13 protein-coding genes and 3 tRNA genes are annotated in these 17046 nt (G+C 58.5%); 13 read left to right on the plus strand and 3 right to left on the minus strand.

All coding sequences use genetic code 11. From position 1 onward, the window contains the following. The first annotated feature begins 7 nt into the window (after positions 1-7). From nuoL to HMPREF2891_RS02810, 12 genes are all read left to right on the plus strand, one after another. Positions 8-1969, plus strand: coding sequence for an NADH-quinone oxidoreductase subunit L (gene nuoL, locus HMPREF2891_RS02755; RefSeq protein ID WP_070619471.1), 1962 nt, complete (start codon positions 8-10; stop codon positions 1967-1969). A 15-nt stretch (positions 1970-1984) separates the two neighbouring features. Next, complete coding sequence (locus tag HMPREF2891_RS02760) at positions 1985-3562, plus strand: NADH-quinone oxidoreductase subunit M (RefSeq protein WP_070663816.1); 1578 nt, start codon at positions 1985-1987, stop codon at positions 3560-3562. Continuing rightward, entirely contained in the window at positions 3562-5118 is a 1557-nt protein-coding gene (gene nuoN, locus HMPREF2891_RS02765; RefSeq protein WP_034507100.1) for an NADH-quinone oxidoreductase subunit NuoN, read from the plus strand. The genes HMPREF2891_RS02760 and nuoN overlap by 1 nt, the downstream gene beginning before the upstream one ends. Then, entirely contained in the window at positions 5115-6122 is a 1008-nt protein-coding gene (locus HMPREF2891_RS02770) for a polyprenyl synthetase family protein (RefSeq protein ID WP_070618189.1), read from the plus strand. Before nuoN ends, HMPREF2891_RS02770 begins: the two co-directional genes overlap by 4 nt. A 159-nt stretch (positions 6123-6281) precedes the next feature. Further along, on the plus strand, positions 6282-7712 hold the full coding sequence (locus HMPREF2891_RS02775) for an FAD-dependent oxidoreductase (RefSeq protein ID WP_070663817.1): 1431 nt from the start codon (positions 6282-6284) through the stop codon (positions 7710-7712). Positions 7713-7860: 148 nt separating this feature from the next. Beyond that, positions 7861-8718, plus strand: coding sequence for a zinc metalloprotease HtpX (htpX, locus tag HMPREF2891_RS02780; protein WP_070663818.1), 858 nt, complete (start codon positions 7861-7863; stop codon positions 8716-8718). A 136-nt stretch (positions 8719-8854) separates the two neighbouring features. Next, positions 8855-8936 (plus strand) — tRNA-Tyr (locus tag HMPREF2891_RS02785). Positions 8937-9017: 81 nt separating this feature from the next. Continuing rightward, a tRNA-Thr gene (locus HMPREF2891_RS02790) sits at positions 9018-9090 on the plus strand. Positions 9091-9129: 39 nt separating this feature from the next. Continuing rightward, positions 9130-9203: transfer RNA gene (locus HMPREF2891_RS02795), tRNA-Met, on the plus strand. 49 nt (positions 9204-9252) lie between these two features. Then, positions 9253-9423, plus strand: a complete 171-nt coding sequence (gene rpmG, locus HMPREF2891_RS02800) for a 50S ribosomal protein L33 (RefSeq protein WP_016444173.1) — start codon at positions 9253-9255, stop codon at positions 9421-9423. 105 nt (positions 9424-9528) lie between these two features. Beyond that, on the plus strand, positions 9529-10722 hold the full coding sequence (locus HMPREF2891_RS02805) for an MFS transporter (RefSeq protein ID WP_186822279.1): 1194 nt from the start codon (positions 9529-9531) through the stop codon (positions 10720-10722). A gap of 115 nt (positions 10723-10837) precedes the next feature. Then, a complete protein-coding gene (locus HMPREF2891_RS02810; protein ID WP_233187600.1) occupies positions 10838-12010 on the plus strand; it encodes a UDP-N-acetylmuramate dehydrogenase in 1173 nt (390 codons plus the stop codon). Positions 12011-12017: 7 nt separating this feature from the next. Here HMPREF2891_RS02810 and HMPREF2891_RS02815 read toward each other — a convergent pair whose 3' ends face one another. Beyond that, positions 12018-13640 carry an alpha/beta hydrolase gene (locus HMPREF2891_RS02815; protein WP_070663820.1) on the minus strand — a complete coding sequence of 541 codons (1623 nt, stop codon included), beginning with the start codon at positions 13638-13640 and terminating at the stop codon, positions 12018-12020. 9 nt (positions 13641-13649) lie between these two features. Continuing rightward, positions 13650-14714: an adenosine deaminase gene (locus HMPREF2891_RS02820; protein ID WP_070663821.1), complete on the minus strand. Its 1065-nt coding sequence runs from the start codon at positions 14712-14714 to the stop codon at positions 13650-13652. 57 nt (positions 14715-14771) lie between these two features. Here HMPREF2891_RS02820 and HMPREF2891_RS02825 point away from each other — a divergent pair, with 57 nt between their 5' ends. Next, positions 14772-16103: a phosphotransferase gene (locus tag HMPREF2891_RS02825; RefSeq protein ID WP_148131698.1), complete on the plus strand. Its 1332-nt coding sequence runs from the start codon at positions 14772-14774 to the stop codon at positions 16101-16103. Positions 16104-16176: 73 nt separating this feature from the next. Here HMPREF2891_RS02825 and HMPREF2891_RS02830 read toward each other — a convergent pair whose 3' ends face one another. Then, positions 16177-17007, minus strand: a complete 831-nt coding sequence (locus tag HMPREF2891_RS02830; protein ID WP_070663823.1) for an alpha/beta hydrolase — start codon at positions 17005-17007, stop codon at positions 16177-16179. Between the last annotated feature and the right edge of the window lie 39 nt (positions 17008-17046).

Here is a 17046-nt window from a genome sequence, read left to right on the forward strand (position 1 = left end):
TTACTCCATGCTTCTTCCCCAGGCACCCGTCGAGGCCGCAGCGGTCTCCGGCGTAGCATCACTGGGCTGGTTGATGATCGCGATCCCACTCGCGGTTTCTATCCTTCTGCTCCTGCTGGGGCGCGTGTCTGATCGGTGGGGCCACTGGCTTGCCGTCCTCGCATCCTGGTCCTCGTTCGGTATCGGCCTGGCCATCATCATTCAGATGCTCGGCGTGGCCCCCTCCGAACGCTCGATGGAGATGAACCTGTTCGAGTGGATCCCAGCTGGCGACTTCACGGTAAACTTCGGGCTCCTCATGGACCCGCTGTCAATGACGTTCGTCATGCTGGTCACGTTCGTTGGCTCGCTCATCCACGTGTACTCGATTGCGTACATGGAACATGACAAGGACCGCCGCAGGTTCTTTGCCTACCTGAACTTCTTTATCGCGGCCATGCTGATCCTCGTGCTCGGCAACTCCTACGCGATCCTGTTCGTCGGTTGGGAAGGCGTTGGTCTGGCCTCCTACCTGCTGATTGGCTTCTGGAACTACGTTCCCGAATACGCCACGGCGGCTAAGAAGGCATTCGTCATGAACCGTGTTGGCGACATGGGTCTGCTGGCGGCCATGATGGTCATGTTTGCCCAGTTCAGCTCGGTGGACTTCCGTACGGTATCGGCGGAGGTAACTGGCGCATCGCAGGGCGCGGCCACTCTGATCGGCCTGTTCCTGCTTCTTGCCGCAACCGGTAAGTCCGCACAGTTCCCGTTGCAAGCCTGGTTGGGCGACGCCATGGCCGGCCCCACGCCGGTCTCCGCCCTCATCCACGCGGCAACGATGGTTACCGCTGGCGTCTACCTGATCGTGCGCTCCGGCGCCGTCTACGTCCAAGCGCCGATCGCCGCAACCGTCGTGGCAATCGTGGGTGCAATCACCCTCCTCTTCGGAGCCATCGTCGGTACCGCGAAGGATGACATCAAGAAGGTGCTTGCAGCATCCACGATGTCGCAAATCGGCTACATGATGCTCGGTGCAGGCCTGGGCCCAATCGGCTGGGCATTCGCGATCTTCCACCTGTTCACCCACGGCTTCTTCAAGGCGCTCATGTTCCTTGGCGCCGGTTCGGTGATGCACGCGATGGACAACCAGGTGAACATGCGTAACTTCGGTGCCCTGAAGGGCGCAATGAAGATCACGTGGATCACCTTCATGATGGGTTGGCTCGCAATCCTTGGCGTACCGCCGTTCTCCGGCTTCTGGTCAAAGGATCCGATTATCGAGGCAGCTTTCGCAGCCAGTAACTTCGGCAACATTGAGGCTTCCTGGCCCGGCTGGATCTTTGGCACGGTGGCTCTCGTTGGCGCAGGAATCACCGCGTTCTACATGTCTCGCCTGTTCTTCATGACGTTCCACGGCAAGGCCCGCTGGACTAAGACAATGGCGGGGGAACCCATCCAGCCGCACGAGTCATCGCCGCTAATGACGGTTCCGATGATTATTCTCGCGGTTGGCGCAGTGTCCCTCGGCGGTCTCCTCACGATCAACTCGACGTTCGTTACCTGGCTTGAGCCGGTCACTGGAGAAACAGTGCACGCAGAGCCGGTACTACCGGTTATTGCAATCCAGGTTCTCGTACTCCTCGTCGTGATTATCGGCGCGCTGTACGCCTGGAAGAAGTACGGACGCGAAGAGGTTTCGCAGGCTGTGCCCGCAGCTGGAGCCCTCGTTCACGCGGCCCGCAACGACCTGTACCAGGATCAACTCAACGAAGGTCTGTTCATGGTTCCCGGCCAGGCGCTCATGCGTGGCGTGACCGCGGCAGATCACTCCTTCGTAGACGGCATCGTCCGTGGCCTCGCAAAACTTGCGGCTGGCACCGGACGGGCCGTATCGAAGGCACAAACCGGCTATGTCCGCTCATACGCGGCGTACGTGTCAGGTGGCGTTCTACTAGCTCTAGTCGTCATTTTGGCAACGCGGATTTAAGAGCGGAGGAAACTGATGGAAATGCAAGTTATCTCGGCAGCTTCAATCCCGTGGCTGTCCATTATGATCGCCCTACCAATGATCGCGGGCATCTTGGTGGTAACCGTGGCGCCGTTGCGCGTTATCGGTCGCCCCATCGCCCTCGTGGTGTCGATCGTCGAGCTGGCTCTTGGCGTTGCGGCTGCGGCCGCCCTCGACTGGTCTGCTGCTAATGCTTACCAGCTCGCTGAAACAAAGAACTGGATTCCAGCGATCGGTGTTAGTTGGGGTCTTGGTGTTAACCAGCTCGCGATGGCGATGATCATACTCGCGGTTGCGCTCGTACCTATCGTCCTCATCGCCGGTTGGCGCGAGGACGCGGGCAAGCGCGACGGGGCTCGCCAGTCCAGCATGTACATGGCTCTGATCCTCATTCTTGAGGGATTCATGGTGCTGATCTTTGCGGCCCGCGACGTGGTTCTGTTCTACATTGCTTTCGAGGCGATGCTGATTCCGCTGTACTTCATGATTGGCCGTTTCGGTGGCAAGAACGCTCGCGCAGCAGCATTGAAGTTCTTGCTCTACTCGCTGTTTGGTGGCCTGATCATGCTTGCCGGTGTTATCGGCCTGTGGGTGGTTTCCGATCACGGTCCAAACGCGTTCCTCATGGAAAATCTTTCCGGAACGCCGATGGCGTCGAACGTAGAGATGTGGATCTTCATCTCGTTCTTTATCGCATTTGCGATTAAGGCCCCGATGGTTCCAGTTCACACGTGGCTACCCGATACAGCTGCGGCTGCTCGGCCTGGCACGTCCGTTCTGCTGGTCGGTGTCCTCGACAAGATCGGCACCTACGGAATGATCGCCCTGGCCCTACCGCTCTTCCCTAATGCTTCGAGCACGGCCGCTCCGGTCATCATTGTTCTCGCTGTCATTTCGATTCTGTACGGCAGCCTGGCAGCCATTGGGCAAAAAGACCTTATGCGACTCGTTTCGTTCACGTCCGTGTCGCACTTCGGTTTCATGGTCCTTGGTATTTACATCGGCTCGCACGTGGCTCTGGTGGGCGCCATGTTCTACATGGTTGCGCACGGCGTCTCGATCGCGGCGATGTTCCTGATCTCCGGCTTCCTCACCGAGCGTGGAGGAACGCGAGAGATCGCGGCCTACCGTGGCATGCAGCGCGTAACCCCGGTCATTGCGGGCACCTGGCTAGTTGCCGGCCTCGCCTCGGTTGCGCTTCCGGGCTTGTCAGGCTTCGTGCCCGAGTTCATGGTGCTTCTTGGCACGTGGAAGATTAACCCGCTGGCCGCCATCTTCGCGGTGCTGGGTGTAGTTCTAGCGGCTCTCTACCTGTTGATCCCATACCAGGCGATCTTCACGGGGCCGCCAACAAATGCAGAGAAGTTCACCGACATGAACATGCGCGAGAAGGGCGTAATCGCCCCGCTTATCGTGGCAATGGTTGTTCTCGGTATTTGGTCTGCTCCTCTGGTAAGTGCACTCAACCCGGTTGCTGACGGTGCTATTGAGCACCTGCAGCCGCGCATTGAGCTCGTTAACAGCGCCGGAGCATCCACTCTGCTCGATGGCACGGAAGGGAGCAACAACTAATGGATCTTGTAACTCAAGCCCCGCAGATCGCCTGGGTCTCATTTGCCCCAATTCTGATCGTTCTCGGAGCCGCTGTAATCGGCGTCCTTGTTGAAGCGTTTGTGCCGCACAAGGCCCGCCGCGGTACGCAGGTTCTGCTTTCGATCATTGCGGTAGTGGTCTCGTTCGTCGCCATCGTGGCGCGCTGGACCGAGATCGCACAGACTCCTCTAGCACACGGGGAGTACATCGAAGATACGCTAACGCTCGCAACCCAGGCGTTGCTTTTGGTTGTAGCGTTCCTAGCGCTCCTCGTAATCGCGGATCGTTCTGAGCTCGGTGATGGAGCATTTGCTGCCCAGCCTTCGGATCGCCCCGGTTCGTCGGATGAAGACCTCTCGATCGCGAAGGGCTACCAGCGTACTGAAATCTTCCCACTAGTGCTGTTCTCTCTTGGCGGCATGATGGTGTTCCCCGCGGCAAACACGCTGATCGCACTGTTTGTTGCCCTCGAAGTGCTCTCCCTACCCCTGTACATTCTGGTGGCAACGGCTCGCCGTCGTCGCCAGCTGTCACAGGAGGCTGCGCTGAAGTACTTCCTTCTCGGCGCATTCGCATCCGCGTTTGTCCTGATGGGTGGCGCGCTCCTGTACGGCTTCTCTGGTTCGGTGGTCCTGAGCGAAATCTCGGTCAAGGTTCCGATGATCCCGGGCATGGACTGGATGCTCATCGTTGGTGTGTTCATGGTTATGGTCGGCCTTCTGTTTAAGGTTGGTGCCGCACCTTTCCACGCGTGGACGCCAGATGTCTACCAGGGTGCTCCAACGCCGATTACTGGTTTCATGGCGGCAGCCGTTAAGGTTGCGGCTTTTGCGACGATGGTTCGTATTTACCTGACCATCGGTGTCCGCCTCGAATGGGATCTGATTTGGATCCTCGCAGCGGTTGCAGCGCTCACCATCGCGATCGGTACGTTCGTTGGTCTGGTTCAGACCGACATTAAACGACTACTCGCGTACTCATCGATCGCTCACGCCGGCTTCGTTCTCATTGGAGTTCTGGCGGCCACCTCGCGTAGCGCGGGTTCGGTCCTGTTCTACCTGCTGGGTTACGGCATCGCCACGGTTGGTGCGTTCGGCGTGGTTGCACTGGTGCGTCAAGCTGATGAGAACGCGAACATTACGGGTGAGGCTACCGAGATCTCCCGCTGGGCTGGTCTTGGCCGCAAGTCGCCGTTTGTGGCTGGCGCCATGCTGATCTTCCTACTCTCGTTTGCGGGTATCCCGCTAACGTCCGGATTCATCGGCAAGTTCGTAGTGTTTGCAGATGGTATCTCCGCTGGCTATACCGGCCTTGTAATCCTGGCTCTCGTAGCTTCGGCAATCACGGCGTTCTACTACTTCCGTCTGGTGGTTCTCATGTTCTTCACCGAACCTAGTGAAAACACCGTGGTTGTGAAGTCGGAAGGCTACACGTTCATTGCAGTTGTTGTCGCCGCTGTGGCAACGATCCTGCTGGGCGTGTTCCCGCAGCCGATTCTTGATGCGTTGGCAAATGTGGTTGTATTGCTACCGTGACGGATTCGAAGTTTTCGCTTGAAGCTCTAGAAGAGCAGGTGTCATCCGACCTCTCCCGAGTTGAGCAGTTGCTCACTGATTCGGTGAAGGGGTCGGATGACCTTATCCACGAGCTCCTTTCGCACCTTGCTAAAGCTGGTGGAAAGCGGTTGCGCCCTGCACTCACTCTCATTTGTGCGCATTTGGGTAGTGAAGGCCAGCCTGCTTCTGATCAGATCGTGGCAGCTGCAACCGCGGTTGAGCTGACCCACCTGGCAACGCTTTACCATGACGATGTAATGGACGCGGCACCACAGCGTAGGGGAGTGACTGCAACTCAACTACAGTGGGGCAACAACCGCGCTATCTTGGCCGGAGACGTATTGTTTTCTCGGGCCTCGCTTTTGGTGTCGAAGCTGGGTCAGAGGATCATTGAGTATCACGCGCAGACTTTTGAGCGCCTCTGCATGGGCCAGCTTCACGAGACGTTTGGTCCGGGAGACGCGGATCCGGTCGACTTCTACATTCAAGTATTGGCAGATAAGACCGGTTCTTTGATCGCCGCATCCGCTGTGTTTGGCGGTTGGCTATCAGATGCGGACGATGCGCTGGTGGATGCGGTGCGCGTCTTCGGTGAGCGGGTTGGCGTGGCGTTCCAGATTGCTGACGACGTGATTGATTTTGCCTCTGATGAAGCACTGACGGGGAAGAGCGCCGGAACTGATTTGGTTGAGGGTGTTGCCACGATGCCGGTGCTCCTTTTGCGTAGGCACGCGGAGGCCGGTCTCCTGAATGAAGATGGCAAGAAACTCTTGGCTGACATCGACGGTGGTGACCTCACTGATGATGACCTCCTTGCCTCTGTTGTAGAGCGTTTGAAGCATCACGAGGTGTTGGACGAGACGAGGGCAAAAGCCCGCGAATGGGCCGATCTAGCTTTGGAGGCACTCGAGCCCATCCCGGATTCGCCGGTGAAGGAAGCTCTGGTTCAGTTTGCCAACGCGGCGGTTGACCGCATGGCTTAATCAAGCTGAACTTGTAAAACGCCCCTTTCAAAAGGGGCGTTTTTGATCGGTACAAAAGCGCAGGGCGGCGCAGGAGTGAGAGAAGTCCTGTAGAAATAAGGCCCCGCATTTTCGTAAACTATAGGTTGCATTATTAATCCGTAGGATCGAGGGAAGTAAGTGAGCTCTACGCGTCCACTAAATGTTGCTGTTATTGGAGCCGGCCCGGCGGGTATATACGCGGCCGACATTTTGTCTAAGTCCGGTTTGGATGTGGCAATTGATCTGTTCGAGCAGCTTCCCGCACCCTACGGCCTTGTTCGTTACGGTGTGGCGCCAGATCACCCGCGCATTAAGCAGATCATTGTGGCGCTGTACAAGATTTTGCAGCGCGGCGATATTCGCCTGCTCGGTAATGTGCACGTGGGCAAGGACATTACGGTTGAGGACCTTCACGAGCACTATGATGCCGTAATCTTCGCAACGGGTTCGGATCGCGATAAGCCGTTTAACATTCCGGGCGCGGATCTGCCCCAGGTGTATGGCGCGGCGGATTTTGTGTACTGGTATGACTCGCATCCGGATTACCCGCGTGAATGGCCGCTGGAGGCCAAGGAGATTGCGGTCATTGGCGCAGGTAATGTGGCGCTGGATGTGGCGCGTGTCCTCGCGAAGCACGCGGATGACATGTTGACTACCGAGATTGCGCAGAACGTGTACGAGGGCCTGGCTAAGAATCCGGTGACGGACGTGCATGTGTTTGGTAGGCGCGGCCCGGCGCAGATGAAGTTTACGCCGCTGGAGCTTCGCGAACTCGGCAAGCAGCCAGACGTGGATGTAATCGTTTACGAGGAAGACTTTGATTTTGACGAGGGCTCTCAGGAGGCCATCCGCGCGTCCAATCAGACGAAGCAGGTTGTGAAGACGCTGACGAACTACGCGATGGAGGATGAGCACACGGCCAGCCGTCGCATTCACATCCACATGTTCCATTCGCCTAGTGAGATTGTGGCGGATGAACAAGGTAACGTAGCGGCAATCCGTACGGAGCGCACGAAGCTGAATGGTGACGGTTCGGTGAGCGGCACGGGAGAGTTTGTGGAAACGCCCGTGCAGGCGGTTTACCGCGCGATTGGCTACTTCTCCAGCCCGATTGAAGGTGTGCCGTTTGATGATAAGCGCGGCGTGATTCCTAACGTTTCTGGGCGCGTGGTTGACGAGGCGGGTGAGCCTGTCACGGGTCTTTACACCACCGGCTGGGTGAAGCGCGGTCCGGTGGGTCTGATTGGCTCAACAAAATCGGACGCACAAGAGACGATTGCGATGTTGGTGGAGGACGCGGAGGCGGGTAAGCTTCATGCGACTTCGGCAGCCGTTGGGCATGACGCGATGATTGAGCTACTGAAGGATCGCGGTGTGCGTTACACCGAGTGGCACGGTTGGGAGCTTTTGGATGAGTATGAGCAAAGGCTTGGTGCAGACTTCGGTGAGGTCGTGGGTGGCCGCGGTGGCCGTGAACGCGTGAAGGTGGTTTCACGCGAGGCCATGATTCGCATCTCGCAGGGGCAGGATCTTGGGGACACGGATCTGATTGGTCGGCCGGGCGAATAAAGTTTTCAACCCAGTTTAAGCCCGTGGGGTGGTGATTAAAGTCGCCATCCCACGGGCTTATTTAATGGGTTATTCGGCGGTTTTTTAGCAATCTTTAAGTATTCACATTTAGGGTAAGTCCTAGGATTTGGCATCTTTGAGGTTGAGTATGAGTAAAAACGGTTTGAAAACGGCTGGCTTATTGACGGCTATGTGGGCGCTGGTGGTGCTTATTGGCTGGGTTATTTCTCGCGGCACTGGCAATAGTTCCTGGTTGTTCGTTTCGATTGTGCTTGGGTTTGGTATGAACCTGTACACGTATTGGAATTCGGACAAGCTGGCGCTACGGTCAATGAGGGCCCAACCGGTGACACCGCAGGAGGCTCCGCAGCTGTACGCGATGGTAGAGGAGCTGTCTGCGCGTGCAGGCCAGCCGCAACCTCGCTTATATATTGCCCCAACGAGCACTCCGAACGCTTTTGCAACGGGCCGAAACCCGCAGAACGCCGCGGTTTGTTGCACTAGCGGCATTATGCAGCTATTGGATGATAGGGAGCTTAGGGCCGTGCTTGGGCACGAGCTTAGCCACGTGTATAACCGCGATATTTTGACGTCAACGATAGCTGCTGGCATGGCGCAAATAATAACGTCGATCGCTCAGTTTGCATTTTTCTTCGGCGGCGGTCGAAATAACGAGGGCGGCAATCCGATAGCGGGTTTATTGATGATTCTGTTGGCTCCGTTTGCAGCCACGATGCTGCAGATGGGGGTGTCGAGGACGCGCGAGTTTGACGCTGACCATGATGGTGCTGAGTTATCGGGGGATCCGTTGGCGCTTGCTTCAGCGCTTCGCAAGTTGGAGCGTGGCAATACAATGTCGCCGCTACAGCCTTCTCCGTCGCGTGAAACTACCGCTGCGATGATGATCGCTAACCCGTTCAGGGGAGCGGGTATGCGCAGTTTGTTCTCCACGCATCCGCCTATGGAAAAGCGCATTGAGCGTCTTGAGCGGATGGCTGGATATTAGGTTTTCGAGGCACGGTTGGCGCGCGTGTAGGACATGCGTCACTAACCGCGGTTTTATGCCTGAATGAATTGGCGTTTTGTGGTTCAGGTTTGATAGTCTTCATTGGCGTCGCCAAGCTGTGAATGTTTGAGACGATGGCGGAGTGCCCGAGCGGCCAAAGGGAGCTGACTGTAAATCAGCCGCGTTATGCTTCGGGGGTTCAAATCCCTCCTCCGCCACAAGCCGAAAGGCTGTGTGACGATTAACTCGGTTCTGCGGGTTGCCCCCGCGGCTTATATTCGAGTAAAGTTGCACGCGTTGCCCCGATAGCTCAGTCGGCAGAGCATCTCCATGGTAAGGAGAAGGTCAAGGGTTCGATTCCCTTTCGGGGCTCTGTTTGTGGGCACAGGCAGTGTTTACAAACCCCCAAGCGGCGGGGTAGCTCAGTTGGTGAGAGCGCACGACTCATAATCGTGAGGTCGCGGGTTCGAGCCCCGCCCCCGCTACCGGCTCATCCTCAATGAGGAAACGCCGAGCAGATTGAAAGGAAAAGGGATGGCTAGCAAGGCTTCTGACGTTCGCCCTAAGATTACTCTGGCCTGCTCGGAGTGCAAGGAGCGCAACTACATTACGAAGAAGAACCGTCGTAACACGCCGGATCGTCTCGAGCTTATGAAGTATTGCCCGCGTTGCCGCTCATCTAAGCTGCACCGCGAAACTCGCTAAGTTCGGGTTTGAGAGCCCCCAGTGTTATGGGGGCTCTTTTGTTTTGCGCAAACTCGTGTTTGCGCTTTGCGGGCCTGTACTATCAGGTTAGAAGAGGGGGATGCAGTGGATATTCCTAGGCCGGATTCAGTTGTGTACACGTGCGCGTCGTATGCGACGGCGATAACGTTCTTTTTTTCTGGATTCACCCTCGCTTCATTTCTTTCGCGTATCCCGTCTATTCGGGATGCTTTTTCGTTGGATCCGGCAATGCTAGGCAACGTCCTCCTGATTGGCTCGTTGGGTTCGGTTATCGCACTTCCATCTACGGGACCAATCGCGGGTCGTTTCGGCCCGCGAGTGACGGCGTGGGCGGGCTTTTTACTGTGGTCTGTGGGAATGTTGGCGGTGATCGTAACTCTCGATCAAGGCAATATTTTGCTTCTCGCTATTTCTCTGTTCGTAGCAAATGTCGGCACTTCCGTGGCAAACACGACCATGAATATTTTGGCCGGTTACGTTGAGGCGCTCTCGCGTAGGAGAGTTATGCCGTGGTATCACGCTGCCTACTCGATTGGTACGGTAACTGCTGCACTATCGGGTGTGCTGATGACGTACTTGCATGTGGGGGTAAGAGCTCACCTGTTGGGCGTCATAGTTGCAACCATCGTCCTCATGTTTTTAACGGGGCTGATGTATGTGCCCCAGTGGATTGTGGCAGCAATATCAACGGACGAGTCGGGTGCGTCAAACGCGAAGCGCACAAAGGCTGCGTGGCGTGAGAAGCGCACGATTTTGATCGGCGTGATGGTTATCGGAACGGGCTTGACAGAGGGCGCGGCAAACGACTGGATTCCTCTGGCGGTTGTTGATGGTTTCGATGTTTCGCACGCGATGGGTACTGCAGCGCTTGCCTTTTTCTTGGCGGTGTTGACAGCAGCTAGGCTTTTAACGCCGCGCATGCAACGGCGGTGGAGCCCGCGCCCGATGCTTCAGGTGTTCCTCGCGATTGCGGTAGTGGGATTGATCCTGTTTGCACTATCGCCGTGGCCGTGGCTGGCTATGGCGGGTATTGCGGGCTGGGCTATCGGTGCTTCGCTGGGGTTCCCCACGGCGGCCTCAGCGCTGTCAACGGATCCGAAGATGACGGCCGCCCGCATTTCGGTGCTGGCCACCATTGGTTATGGCGCGTTCTTGGTTGGCCCGCCGGTGATTGGTCATATTGCACAGTGGGTGGGCTACCGCAGCGCGCTGGGCTTCGTGGCGCTTCCGGTGCTGTTGTCTTTGTACTTGGCTCGTTATATTGATGAGGAGGCGTAGGCACTGCCGGTTTGGCTCTGCTTGCGCCATCGCCTAGTGAACGGGCGTGAGAGAGGTCGATATGGATACGTGTAGCTTTTTCCCACGGACGCCGAATCCGAGTCCGGTGACGTCGGTGCACTCGAATCGTCAGTATGACGAGGGTTCGAAGCGCCTGGCTGATTGGACCACGCTGGGCGTGGGCGGTGAAGCGGAAAGCTTTGTTGTCGCGCGTAGTGAGGATGAGATTGTTGAGGCGGTGCGTGCCGCAGATGAGGCAGGCAAGCCGGTACTGATGCTGGGCGGTGGTTCGAATCTGCTGGTGGCGGATGAGCCGTTTGCAGGCGTTGTGGTGCGCGATGGCCGCTCGGGCTACACGCTGGTGCATGACACGGGCTGTGGCGGCGCTGTGGTTCGTGTGGATGCGGGCATGGCGTGGGATGAGTTCGTGGCCGCTGCGGTGCAGAATGATTGGTCGGGCTTGGAGGCTCTGTCTGGCATTCCGGGAACTGTGGGTGCATCGCCGGTGCAGAATGTGGGGGCTTACGGCAAAGAGGTTGCGGACACGATCTCGGCGATCCGTGTTTATGACCGGCTGGAGAAGCGCCGGAAGACGCTAATGTTAACTGATTTAGAGTTTGGCTACCGTACGTCGGTGCTCAAGCGTTCAACGTATGATTCGTCGCTGTCGCAGGGACGTTTGTGGGGGCCAACGGGCCGCTGGATTGTGTTGTGGGTGGAGTTCCAGTTCACGCACGCCTCGCTATCTTTGCCGATTGGGTATGGCCAGTTGGCGCAAGCTCTTGGCGTGCAGGTTGGTGATCGAGCGGATCAGCGGGATGTGCGTGAGGCGGTGTTGGAGCTACGTCGGGGCAAGTCGATGGTGCTTGATGACGCGAATCGTAATACGTGGTCCACGGGCTCTTTCTTCACAAATCCGATCATTTCGAAGGACGCGGCTAAACAACTGCCGCAGGACGCTCCTGTGTTCCCGGTCCGCAAGGTTGCGGCTGCAGGTAGCGTGCCTGACGTGGATAGTGTAGAGGAGGGTGTGGTTAAGGTCTCGGCTGCCTGGTTGATTAATCATTCGGGTTTTGACCGCGGGTTTAAGTTGGATCCAGCTTCGGGGGCCGCTTTGTCTTCGGACCATGTCCTGGCAATCTCGAATACGGGGTCGGCTTCCCTTGAGGACGTGGCACACCTTGCCGAAGCGGTGCGCGATGGAGTGTGGAAGAAGTGGCAGATCGAGCTGGTTCCCGAACCTGTTCGCGTGGGTTGGGATTTGCCGCCGCTCGCGGCCAACGCTTAAACAGCGCTTACACGCGTGGCTTGTGACGTTCCATTTCAGCTACGAGCACTCGCAGGGCTTCGGGCGCCGTGAGCAGGTTGTTGTGACCGTAGATGTTGGCAGTGACTACGCGCGCGCCGGGTAGCCACGAGCCGGTGGGCACTTGCTGGTCCCATCGGGCTTGGATTGAGGTTATGCGCGGATTCACGCGAATGTCTTCGTACTGCGTTCGCAGGCTGAGAGCATCGGTGCGCATGTCAGCAACCCGTAGCAGTTTGGGGGCGTAGTTAGCCAGGGGAGATCCCGCGTAGGGCGTGCCCAGTGTGACCATGGCGCGGATGCGCCACCCCTGCGGGCCGGTCATGACGGTTTTGCCGATGAGCCCGCCCTTGGAGTGTGCGAACAGCACAACGTCCTGCAGGTTTTTATCGACGAGGTATTTTTCTAACCTACGGGCAAAGAGGGGAATGGGCCCGTTTAGGTGATCGAGGGCGGGCACAAAGTGTACGTCCCATCCGGCGCCGCGCAGGGCGTGACCGGCAACGTGCAGGTGCTCGCTGGTTTCGATGATGCCGGGAATGCCGATGCAAACTGGAGCTCCCTCTAGTCGCAAAGCTTCGGCGGATTGCCCGGCAAGTCGGCTGCGAATCAGGGTGGCGCGCACCGCCTGCACGCCGGAGCGAGCGTAATCGGTGAGGGCGATCGGCACGGCTGCCCACAGCGGCGGAGAGGCTACCGAGTGTTCACGCAGCTGCTCCCATACTCCGGTTTCACTTTCAACCGTGCGCGAGGGACTGGCTGCGGCTTCGGTAAGCTGTTTGACCTGCTCCTGCCCGGCCGCAGTTTGTCCTTTGGTCAGGCTTTCTGCAGGCGGCTCTTGAGATAGGGCGATGAGGGCGCGGGCCACCTCGTCGGCGTGCGCAACGATAACGGAGTGCGCGCCGTCCTCGACTTCAAAAATTTGGGCGTCTACACCGGTGCTACTGACAGCGGCGAGGCGTAGGTCTTCAAGCCAAGCGCGCGGTGCCACAGCGTCGTGCTGGCCGCGCATGAGGTAGGTGCGAGCGCGGGCGTCAGCCAGGCGCAGACCGACGGGGTAGGCAACCATTTGCGGCAGGGTTTCCATGAACCAGGGGAGGCCGGAGCGCAGGTATGCGCCTACCGCGAATCGGCTCACTTCGAGGGGTTCGAAGATGGAGGACTGCATGAAGCGCAGTCCCACTTGGGTGAATGTGCGCTCTAGGGCGTTGACGGGCGGGCCGATGAGGAGGATGCGGTTGATCCACTCGGGATCGCGTGCCGCCATTTCGGTAACTACTTGCGCGCCCATCGAGTGGCCCAGCATGACGGGATTTTTTACGTCTTCGAAGCGCATGATTTTGTGTGCGGCGGCGGCAAATCCGGCGATGGACAGTGGGTGGGGTGGGCGCGTGGTGTCACCGAAGCCGGGCAGGTCAAGCGTGATCACATCGCCATGTTCAACCAGTAGCTGTGCTAACGGAACGAAGTATTCGGATGAGACGCCGATGCCGTGAACGAGGACGAACGTGGGAGCGCCCTCGTCAATGAAGTCGCGCCGAAAGCGGTGTACTCGCATGAGGATCCCATCGCCAATGGAAACGACGGAGTTCGTGACGGTGTAGTCGCTCATTGCTTCCCTTCAGCGTTGAAACGCGTCGCCCGTGCAATCGTCTGGTGCAGCGGCGTCGTCTGGCCCGTGTAGCCACTGGTCGATCTCACCCTTCCAGCGTGCCTTGTTGGTGGGTGAAGCCAAAGATGCCTCGATTGAAGAACGCGCGAGCGATGCCAGTTCAGAATCAGAGAATCCCGCGGCTCGGGCGAACTCGTATTGGTCGAGCAGTCGAGAGCGAAATAGCAGCGGATCGTCGGCTCCAAGGGCAATGGTGGCGCCCGCGTCAAACATGGTGCGCAGGGGCACTTCGTCAAGGTTTTGGAACACTCCGAGCGATACGTTGGAGGCGGGGCACACTTCGAACGCAATGTTTTCATCGACGAGGCGGGCGAGTAGCTCGGGATCTTCGTAGGCGCGCACGCCGTGGCCAAGCCGCTGGGGCTTAAGGTGGGTGACTACGTCGCGTACGTGCGCCGGGCCTAGTAGTTCACCCGCGTGAGGCACACCTTTGAGACCGCCGCGGCGCGCGATGCGGAAAGCGGCGGAGAACTGGGAGGTGTCTCCCGCGGTTTCATCGTTGGATAGGCCGAAGGCAACCACTTCGCCGGGTTGGTCGCCGGCGTATTGGACGGCGAGGCGTGCAAGGATACGCGCGTCGAGGGGGTGGCGGATGCGTGAGGCCGCAACGATTACGCCGATGTCCACCCCGGTGTCGCGGCTGGCAATTTTGGCTTCGTCCAGGATGATTTCGAGGGCAGGGGTGAGGCCGCCAACCCACGGGGCATAGGAGGTGGGGTCCACCTGAATTTCGAGGCGGCGCGAGCCCTCGGCGGCGTCATCCTCGGCGGCTTCGTGAATGATGCGGCGCATAACTTCTTCGGTGCGCACGAGTGCTCGGGCGGAGTCATAGGAACGTTGGAATCTGAACCATCCGCGCGAGTTTGCGGGCACGCGCATGGGGTCGTTTTCGAGGAGGTGGTGGGGCAGGCGGATCCGCATTTGCTGTGCTAGCTGAACCATAGTTGCGGGCCTCATCGCACCGGTGAAGTGTAGATGCAGGTGGGCTTTGGGAAGGGCAGCTAGGTCTTTCATGCCTAAAGTCTTCCACGAAACACAGCTAATTAACCACCTGTGTGATGGGATTGGATTGTGATTTCGCATCGGAGATTGCTGGAGTTCATGGCCGGCGAGGGCGCGCGGGAGTTGATTGGCGCGGCTTTGCGTTCGGCGCCCCCGTTGCCACCTGGGCAGGTCTTGCATGGTTTGCGCTATTTGAGCGATTACGAGGTAGCTTCGTGGCAGGTGGTTTCAACCCATGCGCGGCCCAATGCGGGTGCCTCCATCGTGTTCGAGGTGCATTTGGCAAGTGCTGGGCAGGCGATGGTGGTTTGGACGGTGGCCTCAACGGAGCGGGTACGCCACGGATCTGCTGCGTCGTTGCGGGTGGACCCGAAAATCCTCGGCGCGGATCCAGAGCTCGCGCCGGTGCAGGTTAGTGTGTGGACGCTACCGCGGGATCCGGAGTTACCGGGCCTGGTTTGGGCGAGCGATCCGGCGAAGGTGCGCGCGTTTACTGACATCGCTGATCCACATTTGAAGAGGGTGGTTTACCGCCCGACCCGCAGGGCGATGGTGCGCGTGAGCGATGGGGCCCAGCCGCGCGCGTGGGCAAAGGTGTTGCGGCCGGGTTTGGAACAGCCCCTGTTGCAGGCAATTTCTACTTTGGAGGGTTCTGACTTTCCGTTTGCACCCGTGCTCGGCACTCCTAGTGAGGGCGTGATTGTGCAGGCGCACGGGCAGGGGGCGCCGCTTGCGAATCTGATTTCGCAAAAGCCGTTGCAGGCGGCGCGCATGTTTGGTCAGATAAAAGAGGTTTTGGACGCGCTTCCACTCGCGGTGGCGGATTTGCCGCGCCAGAAGTCGTGGACGGATAGGCTGCGCCACCATGCGAAGGCGATCGGACAGTCGATGCCGGATCTGGAGGCCCCCGCTGCACGTTTGGTGGAGCAAATCGATGCGATGTTGACTCCCAACCCGCAGCTGGTGCCGGCGCACGGTGATTTCTTCGAGGCGAATCTGTTGACGAGGGGAGGGCGCATTTCCACGGTGTTGGATTTGGATTCGCTGGGTCCAGGAACTCGCGCGGACGATTACGCGTGTTTGTTGGCCCACGTGTCGGTGTTGCCGTTCCTGTCTCCAAGCTCGTGGGTGTCCGCATCCCCAACCGAGCCGTGGCGCACTCGCTTGGATCAGTTTTTGCCGGGTAGACGATGCCGCTCGTACCCCGAGTCTGAAACGGTTCTTGAAGCGTGGCGAATAGGCGCTGAGAGGGAGGTTGCAGCTACTGACCTGTATGCGCGGTGCGCGGCGGTGACGCTATCGCTCGCGGCTTCGACCTCGTTGCGTTTTGGCGAGGCCGAAGCAAGAGCACGCTTCAAGAGAGCACAGTGGTGGGCAGACCTCGGACTGGATGGATTCTGAGGTCACCGTCACGTTCCCGCCTAAGGCGAGCCGCTAGGGCCAGCTCCTGCGGCTCACGTCTGCCTCCTAAATCCTAGTTCTGCGGGTCTGTAATGGCTTTGGCACGAAGGATGCCAAACATCCACATGTTGAGGGTTTCCATGAGCATTCCGTTCACGTGTGGTTCGTTGAAAACCTCGTGGCGAGCACTGGGAACTTCGATCATTTCAACGGGGGCGCCGCCCATGCGCGCTTTTTGCGAGAACTCCCAAGAGGCAGAAGGGTCTGCCAGAGTGTCGTCGGAGCCGTGGAAGATGATGAGTGGGTTTTGCCATTTGTCGGCGCGCTCAAGCGTTTCAAGACCTTGCAAGATCATGGTTGCGGCGGTGCGGGAGGGCACGCGCCCGTGGTAGTTGAGTGGGTCGGCTTTGTATGCGGCAATCACGTCGGGGTCGGAGCTCACTGCTGCGGCATCTAGCGAGGCGGTGGGCATGCCTGCGGGGAACTTGAGTACGGCTTTGGCAACGGCACGCACTTTGTCTCGTTCAATGCCGCCGGCTGTGCTGAATGCGGGGCCGGAGAGGGCAACGCCGGTGACGCCTCGTGGATTGATGAGGTTTGAGGCGGCGGTAATGAGGCCTCCCATGGAGTGGCCGAATAGGAACAGGTCCTCGGTGCGCATCTGTTGGCGAACCTGCTCGCGTGCTTCGAGGTGGTCTTTGATGAGCTGGCCCACGTCAACTCTGGCGCGAGGTCCTGGTGCGGTGCCGTGCCCGTACTGGTCATAGGTGACGGCGTCGAAACCGGCTTCAACCAGGCTGTCAATCAGGTGGCTGTATCGTCCTTGATGTTCGGCGTATCCGTGCAGAATCAGAACAGTTGCTTTGGGATCATCCGCGTAATGCTTCCTTAGTTCAGCTTTCATGTTTTCAAGTTTGTCAAAGTGCGCTGAGTTTCGCCCGCT

This window comes from Actinomyces sp. HMSC065F11, assembly GCF_001813085.1.
Classification (GTDB): domain Bacteria; phylum Actinomycetota; class Actinomycetes; order Actinomycetales; family Actinomycetaceae; genus Gleimia; species Gleimia europaea.